Genomic DNA, 15,820 nt, shown 5'->3' with positions numbered 1-15,820 from the left:
CAAACAATTGCTGACTGAAACACCGCTTTCGCGAGCAAGCCCGCTCCCACATTTGCTTTGGCGTTTTGCCGAAAATCAGCTCTCTACAAGTGCCCGGCGTTCACGCCCGTGCAACGCCCGCTCGGCAGTTTCCAATTGCATGCAACGCTCCAGGAACAGGTACATGTAGTCGTAGCTCTTGCACACCGCCTGACGCAGTTCGGTCTGCAGAGCCTTGCTCGGGTTCATGCCCGCCAGCGTGCAGATGATTTCCAGCGCTTCCCATGGGTGAGCGTCGTCGTACTGGGCATGCATCTTCAGCCACTTCATTGCACGCTTGCGGTCTTCTTCCGGGAACGCCGCCGCGTACACGCCAGTGGAACAAACCAGCGCTGACCACTCCCCGGTCGCGCCCTCGATGGCGTAGTTGGTCGCAGCGATGGCGACGATCAGCGAATCCGCCGAACTCGTATGCCAGCACCAGTGACTCAGCGCATGCAGTTCCGGCGGTACTTGCTGGGCCTGCAGATCCTCCAGGCTGACGCCATGCGCGCGACTCCAGTTCAGCCAGTAGTCGGCATGATTGAGTTCGACGCGGATGTTGCGCATCAGCCAGCGGCGCGCCATGTCCTCCCCAGGATGGCGGGCAAACTTGGTTTTGGTCAGGTTCTGCGCCATATACAACGCAAACTGTTCAACTACTGGCCAGCCCCCGATCAAGTACTGGCGCATGGTTTTGGCGCTGAGCTTGTTATCGCGCATGCGCAGGTACAGTTCATGTTCGACAACCCGGCGCTTGCTCTCGCTGCAATCTGCAATGAGCTGTTGTGCCCAGGCAGGATAACTTGCAGCTTCCATGAGTGGTCCGGTTCGGTTGAATGTGTCGATCACTGTTCGGCTCCTTTTGATTTGTGATTGTAAGGATCGGCAAGATATTTCAACGGAACGTGCCAGGCGCCTTGAACAACAGCGGCTGCGGTCTGGCGGGCCGACTTTGCAAACTGTCGCAGGTAAACAACTGCGGGCGTTCGATGACATAACCCTGAGCGTAATCCACCCCGATTTCAAGCAATGCCTGCTCGATCTGGGTTGTTTCAACAAACTCGGCAATTGTCTGCTTACCCATGACATGCCCGATGTGATTGATCACCTCGACCATTGCACGGTTAATCGGGTCGTCCAGCATATCCTTTACGAAACTCCCGTCGATCTTCAGGAAGTCTACAGGCAAATGTTTCAGATAAGCGAATGAAGACATTCCGGCACAAAAATCATCAAGTGAGAAGTAACAACCTAAGCCCTTGAGTTCATTAATAAATCTAATTGCGCTGCCGAGATTGGCAATGGCGCTGGTTTCAGTAATTTCAAAACAAATCATTTCAGGGGGTATAGCGTAATTAACAAACTGTTCACGCAGAAAGTGCAAGAACGCGTCATCTCCGATAGTAATGCCTGAAAGATTAATCGCACACATTGCCAACGGACCTTCATGTTGTTCGGTAATACATTGGGCAATCACTTTAAAAACATTCTCGACGACCCAACGATCCAGTTGACTCATCAGACCATAACGTTCGGCCGCCGGAATGAAACTGTCCGGCAGGATCATCCGTCCGGCTTCGTCATGCAGACGCAAGAGTATTTCGATGTGCCCCCCGCCATGGGCTGTAGCGCCCAGCGGAGCAATTTCCTGGGCATAAAGGCAGAAGCGGTTTTCCTCCAGCGCCATGTGCAGGCGCTGCACCCAGGCCATTTCGCCGAAGCGCAGCGACAGTTCGGAGTCGTCGGCATGATAGACCTGCACCCGGTTGCGGCCCTTTTCCTTGGCCATGTAGCAAGCCATGTCGGCGGCGCGCAATGACGCTTCGAGGGTGGTCGGGGTCTGGGCGATGTGCACCAGGCCAATGCTCACAGTGGTCAAAAACGGCCGCCCCTTCCACACGAAATGCAGGTTCTGCACGGTCTGGCGCAGGCTCTCGGCGATTTTCTCGGCGGCATCCGGGGCGCAGTTCTCCAGCAGAATGCCGAACTCGTCGCCGCCCAGCCGCGCGAGGGTGTCGCTCTCGCGCAAGCCCGATTGCAACAGCGTGCAAATGTGCCGCAGCAACTCATCGCCGGCGGCGTGACCGCAGGTGTCGTTGACCAGTTTGAACTGGTCCAGATCGAGAAACATCAGCGCATGCCGACCGGGCTGGCGCGTCAGGTTGTGCAGGGCCTGTTCCAGGCGATATTCGAACTCGCGGCGGTTGGCCAGACCGGTCAGGGCATCGTGGGTCGCCTGCCACGACAGGTTGGCGATGTATTGCCGTTCCTGAGTCATGTCATGCAGCACCAGCACCGTACCGATAACCTTCTCGGCGTTGCGGATCGGCGCGCCCACCAGCGTCACCGAGACCGTACTGCCATCCAGGCGCTGAATCAGTTTGGAGTGCTCGCTGCCACCGATCAGTTGCCCGCTGAGAATGTGCTCGATCAGCGTCAGCCCTTCGGTCTGCGCATTGTCATCGAGCAGATTGAACAGCGCTGCCAACGGAAGACCCGCCGCGTGCTCGGACTTCCAGTGCGTCATCGCCTCCGCCGCCGGGTTCATGTAATCGATCGCGCCGTTGACGTCGGTGGTGATCACCCCGTCGCCAATCGATTGCAGGGTGATGTGTGCCCGATCCTTCTCCAGCTGCAGCGCCTGGGCGAAGGCATGCCGCTGCTTGAGCAGTTTGTGGGTGCGCAACAGGGCCAGCACGATCAACCCCAGCGCCGTAGCCAGGTTGGTGAACAGCAGCAGGCGCAGGATCATCCGCGAACCTTCGCCCAAGGCATCGCTGAACGCCTTGGCCGCCGGCGTCACACCGTCGTTGATGGCAAAGATCTGCGCTTTCCAGTGCTGGATATCAGCTGGCGTCGCGATGTTTTCGCTGATGCCCTGATGCATCTCGCGCGCGACATTGTCCAGTTGCACCAGATAGGCGTCACCGATGGTCCAGCGGTCGATCGCGGTTTCCAGATAGCTGAAATGACGGAAATTGAGGTACAGCCAGATCAGGCTCGACACATCATCGGGATGGTTGCCGCCCTTGAGGATCCCCTCCCGTGCCGCCTGCAGATCCGGCGGCTGACGATCCAGCGCCAGACGCAACTGGTGACCGCCCTGCGGCACGGCAATCGCTTGCTTGTATTTGAGGAAGATCGCCTCGTCGCGGCTGTCGGCATACAGGTTCAGGTAATAGATGGCGTCTTTCTGGCCCTTGGACCAGAGACTCTCGCCGGCGACATAGCCGCGAACGGCCGACAAGACGTAAAGACTCACGCCCCCCAATAACGCCTGAAATAACACGACGGCGATAAATGGCCAGACGATGCCCAACAACCGTGGCGTTCCGAGAGTCCTTTTATGCTTCATGAGGTCCTTTGCGCACGCACTGTCATCTTCAAGGGGAGATCGCCAGAGCCAGACAAGGGAGCGACCCCTTCCAGCAAACCAGGACATTTTCAACCGGCGATACGTATGTACCGCACCCGCTGTTCGCCATGCTTCGACACTGACGGCTTTCAATCATTCCAGAGCCGTTTTCCATGCAGTCACCTTCCGCCACGCTGCAACGCCATACTGCCCAACAGAGCGAATACCGCGCAATGATCTCTGCCCTGCGCGCCGTGCTCGACGCATCGACCTCACTGCAGACTTACTACCTCACACCCCAGACACATTCACGCCTGGGTGCAGCCCACGACCAGGCGCAAAACCTTCTGCAAGCACTGTTCGATGACAGCGGCGAGCCACAATTGGCGGCCTACCTGCAAACGTCCAGAGGATCATTGCTGCAAGTCGACGCCGCAGCCGGTCACTGCAGCTTTTCCTTCAACCGTCCCGATGGCAGCTGCGCCCGCTTCACCATCGAGGATGTCACCCTGGCCTCCAGCACAATTCAAGAATTTCAGCGAGCGTTGCTGAGTATAGGCGCACACCTGCGTTCCGACAGGCTGCTGCCGCTGTCACAACTGCTGCGTGAGTCCGGGTTCACATTTACGGATGCACAGGACGCCACGGCACTGGCCCGGTTGATCGGCAAGGTCGAAGAACAACGCGCCTGCCACCGACTGAATCTGCGACATCACCCGGCGCTGACGGGACTGATGAGCGACGATGACAAAGCGGCGATTCACGACCTGATTGGCGACTGGCTTACCGGCAAAACCCTGTCGGCCATCGACAGCCTGGCCAGCGAAGTAACGCCTGCCTTCACCCGCCAGCAACTGGAACAGCAGCCTGCCGCCTGCCTGGAACGCCTGCTCGACACCCCCAAGGCGCGTGACCTGGGCCAGCGCCTGCTGCAGAAACTGCAATGGTATGGCGCGCGGCCCGATGAACTGACCGTCCCCGATATCGGCCTGCGTTTACTGCTCGAAGCGTTGTGCCTGTGGTACGACTTGCCCGGCGAAGGCAGCTCGACCGAAGTGGCCGGTTTTGCGCTGGAACAGCGCGCTCACTACGGCGCCAGCTACGCCAGCATTCGCCGGGACTTTTTACAGCACCTGGAGGATTCTCACCGAACCTCGACCCCGACCGAAAAACATCTGCTGGGATGGGTATGCCTGACGCAGTTCGGACTGGATTTCCAAGTACGCGACATTCCTGACGACCTGCCGTACGCCAGCTCGGTGGTCTGGGTCAATTTCGTGCATGGCGTGCACCTCGCCCACGCCCTCGATCCACAGTTGCTGGAATATCTGAGCTTTCAGCAACTGGTCGATCTGCCGCTGCACAAAAGTGAAAACGCCAGCACCGACCTGCAAACCCTGATCGCCATGACCCGAGTGACTGCCGCACAGACCTGGACACTGGCCACCGGAGCCCAGGCCGCAGCGAACGAGACATTCGGCGATGACACTGCCCTGCAAGCGCTGGAAGACCACAAGAAGCAAATGAACGCAGCGATCCTGCAACTGGACATCGAGCCGCCACGGCGACTCGCATTGGCAAAACAGCAACTGGACAAGGCGCTGGCCAACGAGCTGTACGATCACACGACGATTCGCCTCAAACGCCACCATCCTTCAACGCCCAACCGTAGCCGACGCAGCATTATCGACACCCCGGATGTGGCATTGCCGACCTGGCCGTTGCTGGAGGTCTATGCCGCTGGCGGGTTGAGCCCCGACACGCGCTGGTACGTCAGCAACGATGGCCGCAGTGCCAGCGAATGGATCAGCCTCAACGCAGCAGGCAAACTGCAAAGCGGTTTTGTCGACACCGGACATCCAGGCCGACGCCTTTCACGGTTTCCGAGCAACTGCACCTTGCCCGAGATCAGGCCCTTGTTCGAGCAGCAGTTCGATGACTATCTGAGCGAGACCCGCGAAGCCTATGAATATCTGATCAAGTCGCTGCTGGTCACACTGCCGTGGCCCGACCGCCGGGCACTGGAGCACGGCGAAGTGCGGATTCACAGCCTCAGGGATCCGACACGGCACATCGAAGCTCACCTGGAGACAGCGGAAAACATCCTGCCGCACCGGGCCCGCATGGGCTTCGTGTTGCAGGCGACGTATCAGGGCCCGCCACAATTCTACGAATGCCTGCCTCGTGCCGGCATCATTCGTAAACGCCCGGATCTGGATGGCACACATGTTGGCGGTCTGTTATTGCCACCCCTGCCGCCCAAACGTGGACGGACCAAGGGCCAGAGCATCAGCCGCATCGTCGCCCGCCGCCTGCCGTTCGATCGAAAAGCACACTGGGACGGTTCGACACCCGCCCCCGACGCCAAATGCGTCGCGATCCTCGAACCGCTGGGCGACTCCCTCCCGGTTTCGATGATCCCGGCGGCCCATCACGACAGTTCGCCGAACCTGACCTTCAGCTCACCGCGCACGGCGCACATCGCCTCGTTCATCGCGACCCGGTTGTTCTATGCCGATGAGCAGGCGCTGCGCAGTGAGGCCTGGGGTGATACCCGTTTCGAGCGCGACAGCCGCAAACAGCACTGGACTCATGCCCTCAAGGGCTTTATCCCGTTCTGGGGCAGTCTCGAAGACCTGCAGTCGGACAGCCCGGGCAAACGCGCAATGGGCGTACTCGGCCTGCTCCTCGATATCGTCTCGTTCGCGATTCCCTTGGGCAAATTCGTCGCCGGCAGCATTCGCCTCGCGGCCGTGGCCGGGAAAATGGCGATTCGCGTCGCCCTGCCACGCATGGCGCAATTGTCGAAAAACCTGCTGGTTTCGAGCTTGAGAAACCTCAATCCGCTGGACGCTGCGCCTGCTTTGCTCAAGCTCGGCGGCCGAGGTGCGATCGGCGCAGTGCGGGCCGTGGCGCATCTGGAACACCGCGCGGTTGCACGTCTGAAAAGGCTGGCCGGCAGAAGCGCTGACTATGACCTGCTGCACAGTCTGCCCCAGGCACTGGATGCCGGGCGCTGGAAAGCGCTGAACCCTGCCGATCACCTGGCCGTGGTCAGAGGCATTGACGATGTGCCGGTGCGCAACGTCGGCGGCTCGCGGCATCACTTGCTCGATCCGCTGTCCGACCGCCCTTATGGGCCGCAGTTGCTCGCACACGAGCATGATTTTTCGCTGGGGCGTTCGCACTACCGCACCGTGAAAAAAACCGACGATCAGATCGATATCGAAGTAGCGCCGAACACCCGCGTCGAGCTTGTCCCCGAGGCTGGCGGACGCACCACGGTCTTGATCGATGATGTGCCCTATCGACTCGACGGCGATGAACTGCGCCGCGTCGAGCTGCTCGATGACAGTCAGCACTGGACGCTGCTGCCGTGCCGGATCCGTCGCGCACCGGGCGCGGGCGACTGCCGCGTCAGCTACATCACCGCAGAACCCGCCCCGACGCCCGCCGTCGGCACCATCGACAAGGAAAAGGGTTACGCGCCATGGTTCGGCGAGCGGGTTTCGGAGCCGGCCACCCTGCCCCGGCGTGACGGAACGTTCCTGGCGGTCGAAGCCAGGCTTTATCAGATCATCGATAACCGCCCGAGGCTGTTCAACGGCGACCTGCGTCGCCTGGGCTTCAATCAAGGCAGGCTGGTACCAAGACAGCAGATTCAAGCCACGCTGCAGTTTCGCAAAGGCATTTATGCGCGGATAAAAACCGGCGGCACCTACGACGACATCAACGATTCACATCAGGTCGGCGCCGTGCTGATGCCGGCCATCGACGACTCTGCCACCCATGTGTTTTTCCGGGTCAACCACCACGAGTACTACCTGGCAACCTTCGCCAAAGGCGAAATCCCCGGCAAGCAGCTGACGTTCAAGCGCCTGGCACCCGCCGAACTGGCCGACGGCACCCTCGGCGCTGAACTGCTGACCGTCTACACCGGCTCGCTGCATGCCAACAACATGGTGCGCATCCATGGTCTGGAATCGGTGCAGCGCGCGATGCAGACCATGGAACAGATCGCGATCCCCATCGGCACCACGGCCATTCCTGCAAACAACATGAAATGGCTGAAGGTTGACACCAGCCCGGGCGAAGCACTGATGTTCGATCACTCGACACGGATGATCGTCACCCGCCTGCCCGAAGGCGCCGTCACCTGGGCGCGCAGCAAGGAAGCGCCGGAAGCCTTTCGGCAGAAAACCGCAGAGATTTTCGACACGTTGTTTCTGTCGCCAACAATCAACCCGGCCAACAGCAACGCGGCCCTGCGCATTGACAGTGCCATGCAGAAACTGCACAACCTGTTGCCCGTGCGTGAGCGGCCGGTCAACGCACGTAACATCGCCTATGCCGAAGTCACCACGACCAGTGGCAAACGGGAGATCTACGTCAGCGTGTCCGGCGCGCAAGGCAGCACCCAGCGCCTGCCGCTGTTTCGCCACATGGGTGCCAATCACGTGCGGATCGGCGACACCACTTACGTCAACATCGACTACAACCCAAGCTTCCCGCGCACCTCGCTGGAGGTCACCGAGCAAGGGCAACTGCTGGCCGTGCCGCTGACCATCAAGGAGCTGAAAACCTATCAGCCGACGCAAACCAGCCGGCCGACCTCGCTGGACAGCGAAAGCAAACTGATCAGCGTGCTGCGCGAGAAATATCCCGACCCGACAGAGATCCGCGCGGTCGACATCGCAACAACGATGCGCCCGTGCGAATCCTGTTCGGTGGTGATGAAGCAGTTCGGCCATGACGGCGGCGAGGCGGCGTTGCAGGTGCTGTGGGGCTGATTACAGGCGCTGCAGGTGGCCGTAGAGCTTGGCGTAGAGGCCGCCATCGGCGATCAGTTGCTGGTGGTCGCCATCCTCGGCCACTTGCCCGCCATCGAACACCAGCACCCGATCCGCCTGCTTCACCGCCGACAGGCGATGGGCAATGATCAGCGTGGTGCGGCCATTGAGGAAGCGCGCCATGGCCTGATGCAGGTTGTATTCGGTGGCAGCGTCGAGGGCTGAAGTGGCTTCGTCGAGAATCACCACTTTCGGCTCGGCGAGGATCATCCGCGCAATCGCCAGACGCTGACGCTGACCACCGGACAGGCGCACGCCGGAACGTCCGACGATGCTGTCGAGTCCGTCCGGCAACGCCCGGATGGTCGCCTCCAACTGAGCGATTTCCAGCGCCTGCCAGCAGGCTTCGTCACTGCGGGTGCGGCCCATGGTCAAGTTGGCGCGGACGGTGTCGTTGAACAGCGCCGGATGCTGCAGCACCACCGCGACGTTTTCACGAATCAGCTCCAGACCGATTTCCTGTTGGGTCGAACCGCCGAAACGGATAGTCCCGGACAACGGCGTGTACAGCCCTAACAACAGTTGCACCAAAGTGCTTTTGCCGCCGCCGCTGGCGCCGACAATCGCGACTTTCTCACCGGGGGCAATGGACAGGTTCATCTGATCCACCACCAGCTCATCGCCGTAACCGAAGCTCAGCCCCTGCACCTCGATACCCACGGTTTCGCGACCCTTGAACGGATCGACGCCGCCCGGGTATTGCGGCTCGTCAGCCCGCGCCAGCAGTTCGTTGATCCGCGCCAGTGCGCCACCCGCCGCGTAGTAGGCGTATTGCAGATTGAGCAGTTGTTCGACCGGGCCGATCATGAACCACAGGTAGCTGAACACCGCGAGCATCTGGCCGATCGACAGGTCGGAGAACAGCACCGTGAGCATCGCCGCCGCGCGGAAGATATCGATGCCGAACTGGAACAGCAGACCACTGGCGCGGTTCGACGCATCGGTCTTCCACTGCGAGTTGACCGCATAGTTACGCACTTCCTGCGCGCGCAAGCCGAGTCGCCCGAGGAAGAAACCCTGACGGTTGCCGGCGCGCACTTCCTGGATCGCATCGAGGGTTTCGCTCAAGGCTTGAGTGAAACGCGAGGTGCTGTCGTTCTCCAGTTTCTTCAGGTGCTTGACCCGCTTGCCCAGTTGCACCGTGGCGTAGATCACCAATGGATTGAACAGCAGGATCAGCAGCGCCAGCTTCCAGTGCATCCACATCAGGATGCTCGCGGTGCCGACCAGCGTCAGCATCGCCACCAGAAACCGGCTGAGGGTTTCGCCGACAAACTTGTCGAGGGTGTCCAGATCGGTGACCAGATGGGTGGTCACGGTGCCGCTGCCGAGGCTTTCGTATTCGCCGAGGGAAATCCTTTTCAGGCGCTCGATCAGCCGCACGCGAATGCGGTAGACGATGTCCTTGGCCAGCCGGGCAAACAGCCGCGCCTGCAACACGCCAAAACACAGGGCGCTGCAACGCAGAGTCAGGGTGACCACCAGCATCAGGCCGATGTAACCCGCCGCTTGTTGCCACATCGACGGCAGCACGTGGTTCATGACTTTCAGCGCGGCATCGCCATGCCCGAGCAAGACCTCGTCCACCAGCAAAGGCAACAGCAACGGAATCGGCACACTGCACAGCGTCGCCAGCACGGCCACGCCGTTGGCGATCCACAGGGATTTTTTGTGATGCAGTGCCAGGCGCCGGACTTCTGCCCAGCTCAGCCGGTCAACACGCTTTACGGCTGGCGTGTCATCGGCCAGGTCAGGCACAGGCGGCGCGCTCCAGCCAGCGACCAAGCAGCGGCGAGAGTTCGCTGAGCGGTTGATAGCCGTTGGTCAACAGCGCCAGTTGGCCGTTGCGCTCGGCGAGCAGGGTCGGGAACCCGGCGATGCCCAGATCCTGCACCCAGCTGAAATCAGCCTGAGTCGCCTTGTGCTGATCGGCATGATCGAACAGCGCGGCAAACTCGATACGCGGCACGCCGGCCTGTTCGGCCAGTTCGACCAACACACTGGCCTGGGTGACATCGCGGCCTTCAGCGTAAAACGCCTGCTGGATCAGGCCGACCAGCGTCCACGCGCAATCCGGCGCCAGGCTGCGCGCGGTGACGATTGCCCGACAGGCCGGCTCGGTGTCGTAGACAAAACCGTCGGGCAACGCCCCGTCGAACTTGAACGGCTGACCGGTAGCCTCGTTGACCGCTTGCCAGTGCTCGAGGATGTAGCGCCGCGTAGTCGGTTCCAGCGCCGCACCGCTACCGGTGCGCAACCCGCCGACCACCAGGTGCAACTCCACCCCGGCTGCCTGCGCCTGCTCGACCAATGCCTTGGCAACCGGAGCGAACCCCCAGCACCAGGAACACATCGGATCCATCACATAGAGCAGGCGCGCAGTCATGATCAGGCCTCGGTGGATGCTTGTTTATAGTTGTAGCCGATCGGGTGCGGCATGTTGCGCGCCTTGGCCAGTTCGATCTGCTTCTGCCGATCGATGGCGCTGCGGCGGGTTTTCTCGCTCAGCTTGTCCCAGCAATGCGGGCAGCTGATGCCGGCCACGTAGTGCTCGGAGGCGCGATCTTCAACACTGACCGGTGTGCGGCAGGCATGACATTGATCGTAGTCGCCTTCGCTGAGGTCGTGACGCACGGTCACGCGGTTGTCGAACACGAAGCAGTCACCCTGCCACTTGGTTTCTTCCTGCGGCACCTCTTCGAGGTACTTCAGGATGCCGCCCTTGAGGTGGTAAACCTCTTCGAACCCCTCGCCCAGCATGTAACTGGAGGCTTTCTCGCAGCGAATGCCGCCGGTGCAGAACATCGCGACCTTCTTGTGCACGGCCGGGTCGAAGTGTTCTTTGATGTAGTCGGGGAATTCGCGAAAACTGGTGGTTTTCGGATCGATGGCGCCTTCGAAGGTGCCGATCGCCACTTCGTAGTCGTTGCGGGTGTCGATCAGCAGCACTTCCGGGTCGCTGATCAGCGCGTTCCAGTCCTGCGGCTCAACGTAGGTGCCGACCTTTTTGTTCGGGTCCACGCCTTCGACGCCAAGGGTGACGATCTCTTTCTTCAACTTGACCTTGGTGCGGTAGAACGGCTGCTCGTCGCAGTACGACTCTTTGTGGTCGATGTCGATCATGCGCGGGTCGTTCTTCAGCCAGGCGAGCAGGCCGTCGATGCCTTCGCGGCTGCCGGACACGGTGCCGTTGATGCCTTCTTCGGCGATCAGCAGAGTGCCTTTGATGCCATTGTCGACCATCGCTTGCAGCAGGGGCTCGCGCAGGTCAACGTAATCTTCGAGGGTGACGAACTTATACAGTGCCGCCACGACAATCGGTTGTGTCATGGGTATTTCTCCAGGTGGCTACCCTCGCAAAGGGTGAACCGGATTCAAAAAAAACGCGCCGGGTGAGCGGCGCGTTGCGGATTCTAGCAAAAACAGGATCGTTATAGGATGTGCCGAGAACTCTGTGGCGAGGGGATTTATCCCCGATGGGCTGCGAAGCGGCCCCAAAACCCGCGAATGCAGTCTCTCAGGGATACCGCATTCTGTGGGTTTACGACTGCTGCGCAGCCGATCGAGGCGGTGCGACGTTTCGCTAAATCACCTCGCCACAAAAGCTCCCACACCACAAAAAGCCCGTTACATCCAAAGTCAGTGTTTGCTACCGCCGGCACAGGTCGGCGACGCCGGGGCGGCGCCCACTTCTGCCCATTCCTGCGGGGTGTAGGTGTGCAGCGCCAACGCATGGAACTCGCCCATCAGCTCGCCGAGCGTGCCGTAGACTTTCTGGTGGCGCTTGACCCGGTTCAGGCCTTCGAACTGCGCGCTGACCACCACTGCCTTGAAGTGCGTCTGTAACCCGCGACTGTGCATGTGGCTTTCGTCCAGCACTTGCAGATGCTCAGGCTGCAGCAGGCCCAGCGTCGATTCGATGCGTTGTTGCATGGTCATCACGAACTCCGCTTACTTCTTCTTGGCCGGCGCAGCGCCTTTCGGTGCCAGCTCGTTGGTCATGTCGTCGAGCAACTTGTTGACGACAGGCACGGCGCTTTCCAGCTTGGCCTGAGTCATCTGGGCCGATTGCTGGGTCAGCTGCGGCATTTTCTCCAGGACTTTCTTGCCCAGTGGCGACTGGTAGAACGCGACCAGGTCTTTGAGCTCCGATTCGCTGAAGTTGCTGGTGTAGAGCTTGACCATGTCAGGCTTGAGCTTGCTCCAGCCGATGGCCTGGTCCAGGGCGGCGTTGGCCTTGGCCTGGTAGGTTTCCAGTACGGCTTTCTTGGATTCCGGGGCTTTGGTCTGTTCAAAACGCTGAGCGAACATTTGCTGCACTTGCATGTACACCGGAGTGCCCAGCTTGTCAGCGTGCGCCAGGGTCAGGAAAGCTTCAGCACTGGCGTTGTGGCTGGCGGTATCGGCAAGCACCTGGCCGCTGGCGCAAACCAGTGCAACCGCGGTGCAGATGGCACGAAGACGAGTCATCGAGTTTCCTTTTCAGCTAGGCGAGGTAAAACCCCAAGGGCGACCATTCTGCGCCTAAAAAACCTCGTGGCTCAACCCCCGAGCCTTGCCGCGCTTGATTGCCCGGGTTTTACCGGTCAACAATCGGTTCGAGGGAACCACCTGGGCCTGACCGGGCCTAAACTGCGCAAACAGACCAACAGGAGTGTGCACGATGAGCCGTATCGAAACCGACAGCCTGGGCCAGATCGAAGTCCCGGACGACGCCTACTGGGGTGCTCAGACGCAACGCTCGCTGATCAACTTCGCCATTGGTCAGGAACGCATGCCGCTGCCGGTACTGCACGCCCTGGCCCTGATCAAGAAAGCCGCCGCCCGGGTCAACGACCGCAACGGCGACCTGCCCGCCGACATTGCTCGCCTGATCGAACAAGCCGCCGACGAAGTCCTCGACGGCCAGCACGACGACCAGTTTCCGCTGGTGGTCTGGCAGACTGGCAGCGGCACCCAGAGCAACATGAACGTCAACGAAGTGATCGCCGGTCGCGCCAACGAACTGGCCGGCAATCCGCGCGGCGGCAAAACGCCGGTGCACCCCAACGATCACGTCAACCGCTCGCAAAGCTCCAACGACTGCTTCCCTACCGCCATGAGCATCGCCACTGCCAAAGCCGTGCAGGAGCAATTGCTGCCGGCGATCGCCGAGCTGTCCGGCGGTCTGGCCGAACTGACCGCACGCCATATGAAACTGGTGAAGACCGGTCGCACGCACATGATGGACGCGACGCCGATCACCTTCGGTCAGGAGCTGTCGGGCTTTATAGCGCAGCTGGATTACGCCGAACGGGCGATTCGCGCAGCACTGCCGGCGGTGTGTGAACTGGCGCAGGGCGGCACTGCCGTCGGCACCGGCCTGAATTCGCCGCACGGCTTTGGCGAAGCGATTGCTGCGGAACTCGCCGCGCTGTCCGGTCTGCCGTTCGTCACCGCGCCGAACAAGTTTGCCGCGCTGGCCGGGCATGAGCCGCTGACCAGCCTGTCCGGCGCCCTGAAGACCCTCGCCGTGGCGCTGATGAAAATCGCCAACGACCTGCGCCTGCTCGGCTCCGGCCCTCGCGCAGGTTTGGCCGAAGTGAGGCTGCCGGCCAACGAACCGGGCAGTTCGATCATGCCCGGCAAGGTCAACCCGACCCAGTGCGAAGCGCTGTCGATGCTCGCCTGCCAGGTGTTGGGCAACGACGTCACCATCGGCATCGCGGCGAGTCAGGGTCACCTGCAACTGAACGTCTACAAACCGGTGATCATCCACAATGTGCTGCAATCGATCCGCCTGCTCGCCGACGGCTGCAGCAACTTCCAGCAGCACTGCATCGCCGGTCTTGAACCGGATGCGCAGGTCATGGCCCAGCATCTGGAACGCGGCCTGATGCTGGTGACCGCGCTGAATCCGCACATCGGTTACGACAAGTCGGCGGAAATCGCCAAGAAGGCTTACGGTGAGGGTCTGACCTTGCGCGAGGCGGCGCTGCAGCTGGGGTATCTGACCGATGAAGAGTTCGATGCCTGGGTGCGGCCGGAGAACATGATCGAGGCCGGCGCCAAGGGCTGAGTCCTGTAGCGCCTGACAGGCCGCCTTCGCGAGCAAGCCCGCTCCCACATTGGTACGGCATACACCGATCAAAATGTGGGAGCGGGCTTGCTCGCGAAGAACGATAACGCGGTCTAACTGGCTGCAATCCGCATCCGCCGCGCCTTCAACCCGGCAATCAGCGACGGCCCCAACGCCACCAGCGCCGACCCCAGCACCACCAGCACCGCCCCGCCATAACCCAGCCCATTGATCTGCTCGGCATGCACATATTCCGGCCACACCCCGGCGGCAATCGCCACCGCGCCAAAGGTCACCAACGGCGTGATCGCCAGCGTCGCACTGACCCGTGAGGCCTCCCAGTGCGCCAGTGCTTCAGCAAAGGCACCGTAGGCAATCAGCGTGTTCATGCAGCACGCCAGCAACAGCCAACCCTGCACCGGGCTCAGTTCCAGTGCTTCGAGCGGATGCACCCACGGTGTCAGCAACAGCGCGCAGAACAGGTAGATCACCATCATCACCTGCAACGAATTCCACACCGTGAGCAATTGCTTCTGCCCCAGTGCGTAGAAGGTCCAGACCGTCGAGGCCAGCAGCACCAGCAACACGCCGGCGGTGTAGTCCGACAATGAGGTGAGCAGTTCAGCCAGACGCTGATTGAAGAACAGCACAAAGCCGATCAGCAGCACCGCCAGGCCAATGCCCTGACCGATGCTGAAGCGCTCCTTGAACACAAACAGGCTGGCGATCAGCAACATGATCGGCCCCATCTGCACCACCAACTGCGCGGTGCCGGGGCTGAGCAGGTTAAGGCCCATCAGGTACAGCACGTAGTTGCCCACCAGCCCGAGCACCGCCATCAGCACCAGCCAGCCACCCCGGGGGCCGAGCACCTTGCGGCTCGGCAGGCGGCGCGTGGCCGCCAGGTAGATGAACAGGCAGCCGCCGGAGACCAACAGGCGAAACCAGGTCACCGTGATCGGGTCCATCACCAGCAGCACCTGCTTGAGTTTGATCGGCAGGATGCCCCACAAAAACGCCGTCAGCAGCGCCAGGAACAGACCGTAGACCCAGCGACCGGATGAAATGTGCATGCGAACCCCAATGCCTGCTGACGAGAGCGGTCATTCTAGGCCCGCCGACAGACGCAACACAGGGACAGTTCGGGCCAGGCCGCGAATGAAACTGTGCAGGTCGCAGCATTAAATTGACGCTTTGCCGTTGATCGGCTGGCGAGGCGCGCCAAGTGCTTCAGGCATAAGCTGATTGGATCCCTGCAACGGATCAATCAAGGAGCCGGATCATGTACGGAATGCGCGCCGATGACAGCGCCCCCGCCACGCACTTTCGCAGCGACCGGTTGTGCCGGGTCAATGGCGAACTGTTTTTCAGCACGCGGGAGAACACCCTTGAGGGGCCGTTCGATTCCCCGGTGAAGGCAGAGCAGGAAATTCAGGCGTATATCGCGCGGATGCAGCTTCTGGATTCCAACCGATGAACCGAGTTGATGCCTTCGCGAGCAAGCTCGCTCCCACAGGAGAACGCGGTCACCTGTGG

General features: G+C 61.0%; 11 protein-coding genes. 3 read left to right on the top strand and 8 right to left on the bottom strand.

Annotated features, from left to right (window positions below; translation table 11 throughout):
- Positions 1 to 75: 75 nt before the first annotated feature.
- Both M0808_RS07300 and M0808_RS07295 read right to left on the bottom strand, forming a co-directional pair.
- On the bottom strand, positions 76 to 870 hold the full coding sequence (locus M0808_RS07300) for an iron-containing redox enzyme family protein (protein WP_247840517.1): 795 nt from the start codon (positions 868 to 870) through the stop codon (positions 76 to 78).
- Between the two features lie 46 nt (positions 871 to 916).
- Positions 917 to 3,376, bottom strand: a complete 2,460-nt coding sequence (locus M0808_RS07295) for an EAL domain-containing protein (protein ID WP_097088389.1) — start codon at positions 3,374 to 3,376, stop codon at positions 917 to 919.
- 173 nt (positions 3,377 to 3,549) lie between these two features.
- Between M0808_RS07295 and M0808_RS07290 the strand changes: the two genes are divergently transcribed.
- The gene (locus tag M0808_RS07290; RefSeq protein ID WP_247840515.1) at positions 3,550 to 8,166 is read left to right on the top strand and encodes a deaminase domain-containing protein; all 4,617 of its coding nucleotides are present in this window, start codon (positions 3,550 to 3,552) and stop codon (positions 8,164 to 8,166) included.
- Here M0808_RS07290 and M0808_RS07285 read toward each other — a convergent pair whose 3' ends face one another.
- From M0808_RS07285 to M0808_RS07265, 5 genes are all read right to left on the bottom strand, one after another.
- Entirely contained in the window at positions 8,167 to 9,984 is a 1,818-nt protein-coding gene (locus tag M0808_RS07285) for an ABC transporter ATP-binding protein (RefSeq protein WP_098964980.1), read from the bottom strand.
- Positions 9,977 to 10,579 (bottom strand): DsbA family protein, encoded by a 603-nt coding sequence (locus M0808_RS07280; RefSeq protein ID WP_177409009.1) that lies wholly within the window; start codon positions 10,577 to 10,579, stop codon positions 9,977 to 9,979. The genes M0808_RS07285 and M0808_RS07280 overlap by 8 nt, the downstream gene beginning before the upstream one ends.
- A 35-nt stretch (positions 10,580 to 10,614) precedes the next feature.
- Positions 10,615 to 11,556 carry a rhodanese-related sulfurtransferase gene (locus tag M0808_RS07275; RefSeq protein ID WP_027612407.1) on the bottom strand — a complete coding sequence of 314 codons (942 nt, stop codon included), beginning with the start codon at positions 11,554 to 11,556 and terminating at the stop codon, positions 10,615 to 10,617.
- 309 nt (positions 11,557 to 11,865) lie between these two features.
- Positions 11,866 to 12,165 carry a BolA family protein gene (locus tag M0808_RS07270; protein ID WP_003226935.1) on the bottom strand — a complete coding sequence of 100 codons (300 nt, stop codon included), beginning with the start codon at positions 12,163 to 12,165 and terminating at the stop codon, positions 11,866 to 11,868.
- Between the two features lie 12 nt (positions 12,166 to 12,177).
- A complete protein-coding gene (locus M0808_RS07265; protein ID WP_247840513.1) occupies positions 12,178 to 12,696 on the bottom strand; it encodes a DUF2059 domain-containing protein in 519 nt (172 codons plus the stop codon).
- Between the two features lie 193 nt (positions 12,697 to 12,889).
- Between M0808_RS07265 and M0808_RS07260 the strand changes: the two genes are divergently transcribed.
- Entirely contained in the window at positions 12,890 to 14,284 is a 1,395-nt protein-coding gene (locus M0808_RS07260) for a class II fumarate hydratase (RefSeq protein WP_247840511.1), read from the top strand.
- A gap of 113 nt (positions 14,285 to 14,397) precedes the next feature.
- Here the strand turns inward: M0808_RS07260 and M0808_RS07255 are convergent, their stop codons facing one another.
- The gene (locus tag M0808_RS07255) at positions 14,398 to 15,357 is read right to left on the bottom strand and encodes a DMT family transporter (RefSeq protein ID WP_134787053.1); all 960 of its coding nucleotides are present in this window, start codon (positions 15,355 to 15,357) and stop codon (positions 14,398 to 14,400) included.
- Positions 15,358 to 15,566: 209 nt separating this feature from the next.
- On the opposite strand from M0808_RS07255, the gene M0808_RS07250 reads away from it, so the two are divergent.
- Positions 15,567 to 15,761 (top strand): DUF6316 family protein, encoded by a 195-nt coding sequence (locus M0808_RS07250; protein WP_247840509.1) that lies wholly within the window; start codon positions 15,567 to 15,569, stop codon positions 15,759 to 15,761.
- Positions 15,762 to 15,820: the final 59 nt, after the last annotated feature.

The sequence above is a fragment of the Pseudomonas sp. MWU12-3103b genome (genome assembly GCF_023100615.1).
Lineage (GTDB): Bacteria > Pseudomonadota > Gammaproteobacteria > Pseudomonadales > Pseudomonadaceae > Aquipseudomonas > Aquipseudomonas putida_A.
This window is presented reverse-complemented; position numbering and strand designations above follow the sequence as displayed.

Bases quoted from the DNA above. Each gene is read 5' to 3' on its own strand.
- M0808_RS07265 (WP_247840513.1), bottom strand. From the start codon at position 12,696: ATGACTCGTCTTCGTGCCATCTGCACCGCGGTTGCACTGGTTTGCGCC.
- M0808_RS07275 (WP_027612407.1), bottom strand. From the start codon at position 11,556: ATGACACAACCGATTGTCGTGGCGGCACTGTATAAGTTCGTCACCCTC.
- M0808_RS07250 (WP_247840509.1), top strand. From the start codon at position 15,567: ATGTACGGAATGCGCGCCGATGACAGCGCCCCCGCCACGCACTTTCGC.
- M0808_RS07280 (WP_177409009.1), bottom strand. From the start codon at position 10,579: ATGTGTTCCTGGTGCTGGGGGTTCGCTCCGGTTGCCAAGGCATTGGTC.
- M0808_RS07295 (WP_097088389.1), bottom strand. From the start codon at position 3,376: ATGAAGCATAAAAGGACTCTCGGAACGCCACGGTTGTTGGGCATCGTC.
- M0808_RS07260 (WP_247840511.1), top strand. From the start codon at position 12,890: ATGAGCCGTATCGAAACCGACAGCCTGGGCCAGATCGAAGTCCCGGAC.
- M0808_RS07290 (WP_247840515.1), top strand. From the start codon at position 3,550: ATGCAGTCACCTTCCGCCACGCTGCAACGCCATACTGCCCAACAGAGC.
- M0808_RS07270 (WP_003226935.1), bottom strand. From the start codon at position 12,165: ATGACCATGCAACAACGCATCGAATCGACGCTGGGCCTGCTGCAGCCT.
- M0808_RS07255 (WP_134787053.1), bottom strand. From the start codon at position 15,357: ATGCACATTTCATCCGGTCGCTGGGTCTACGGTCTGTTCCTGGCGCTG.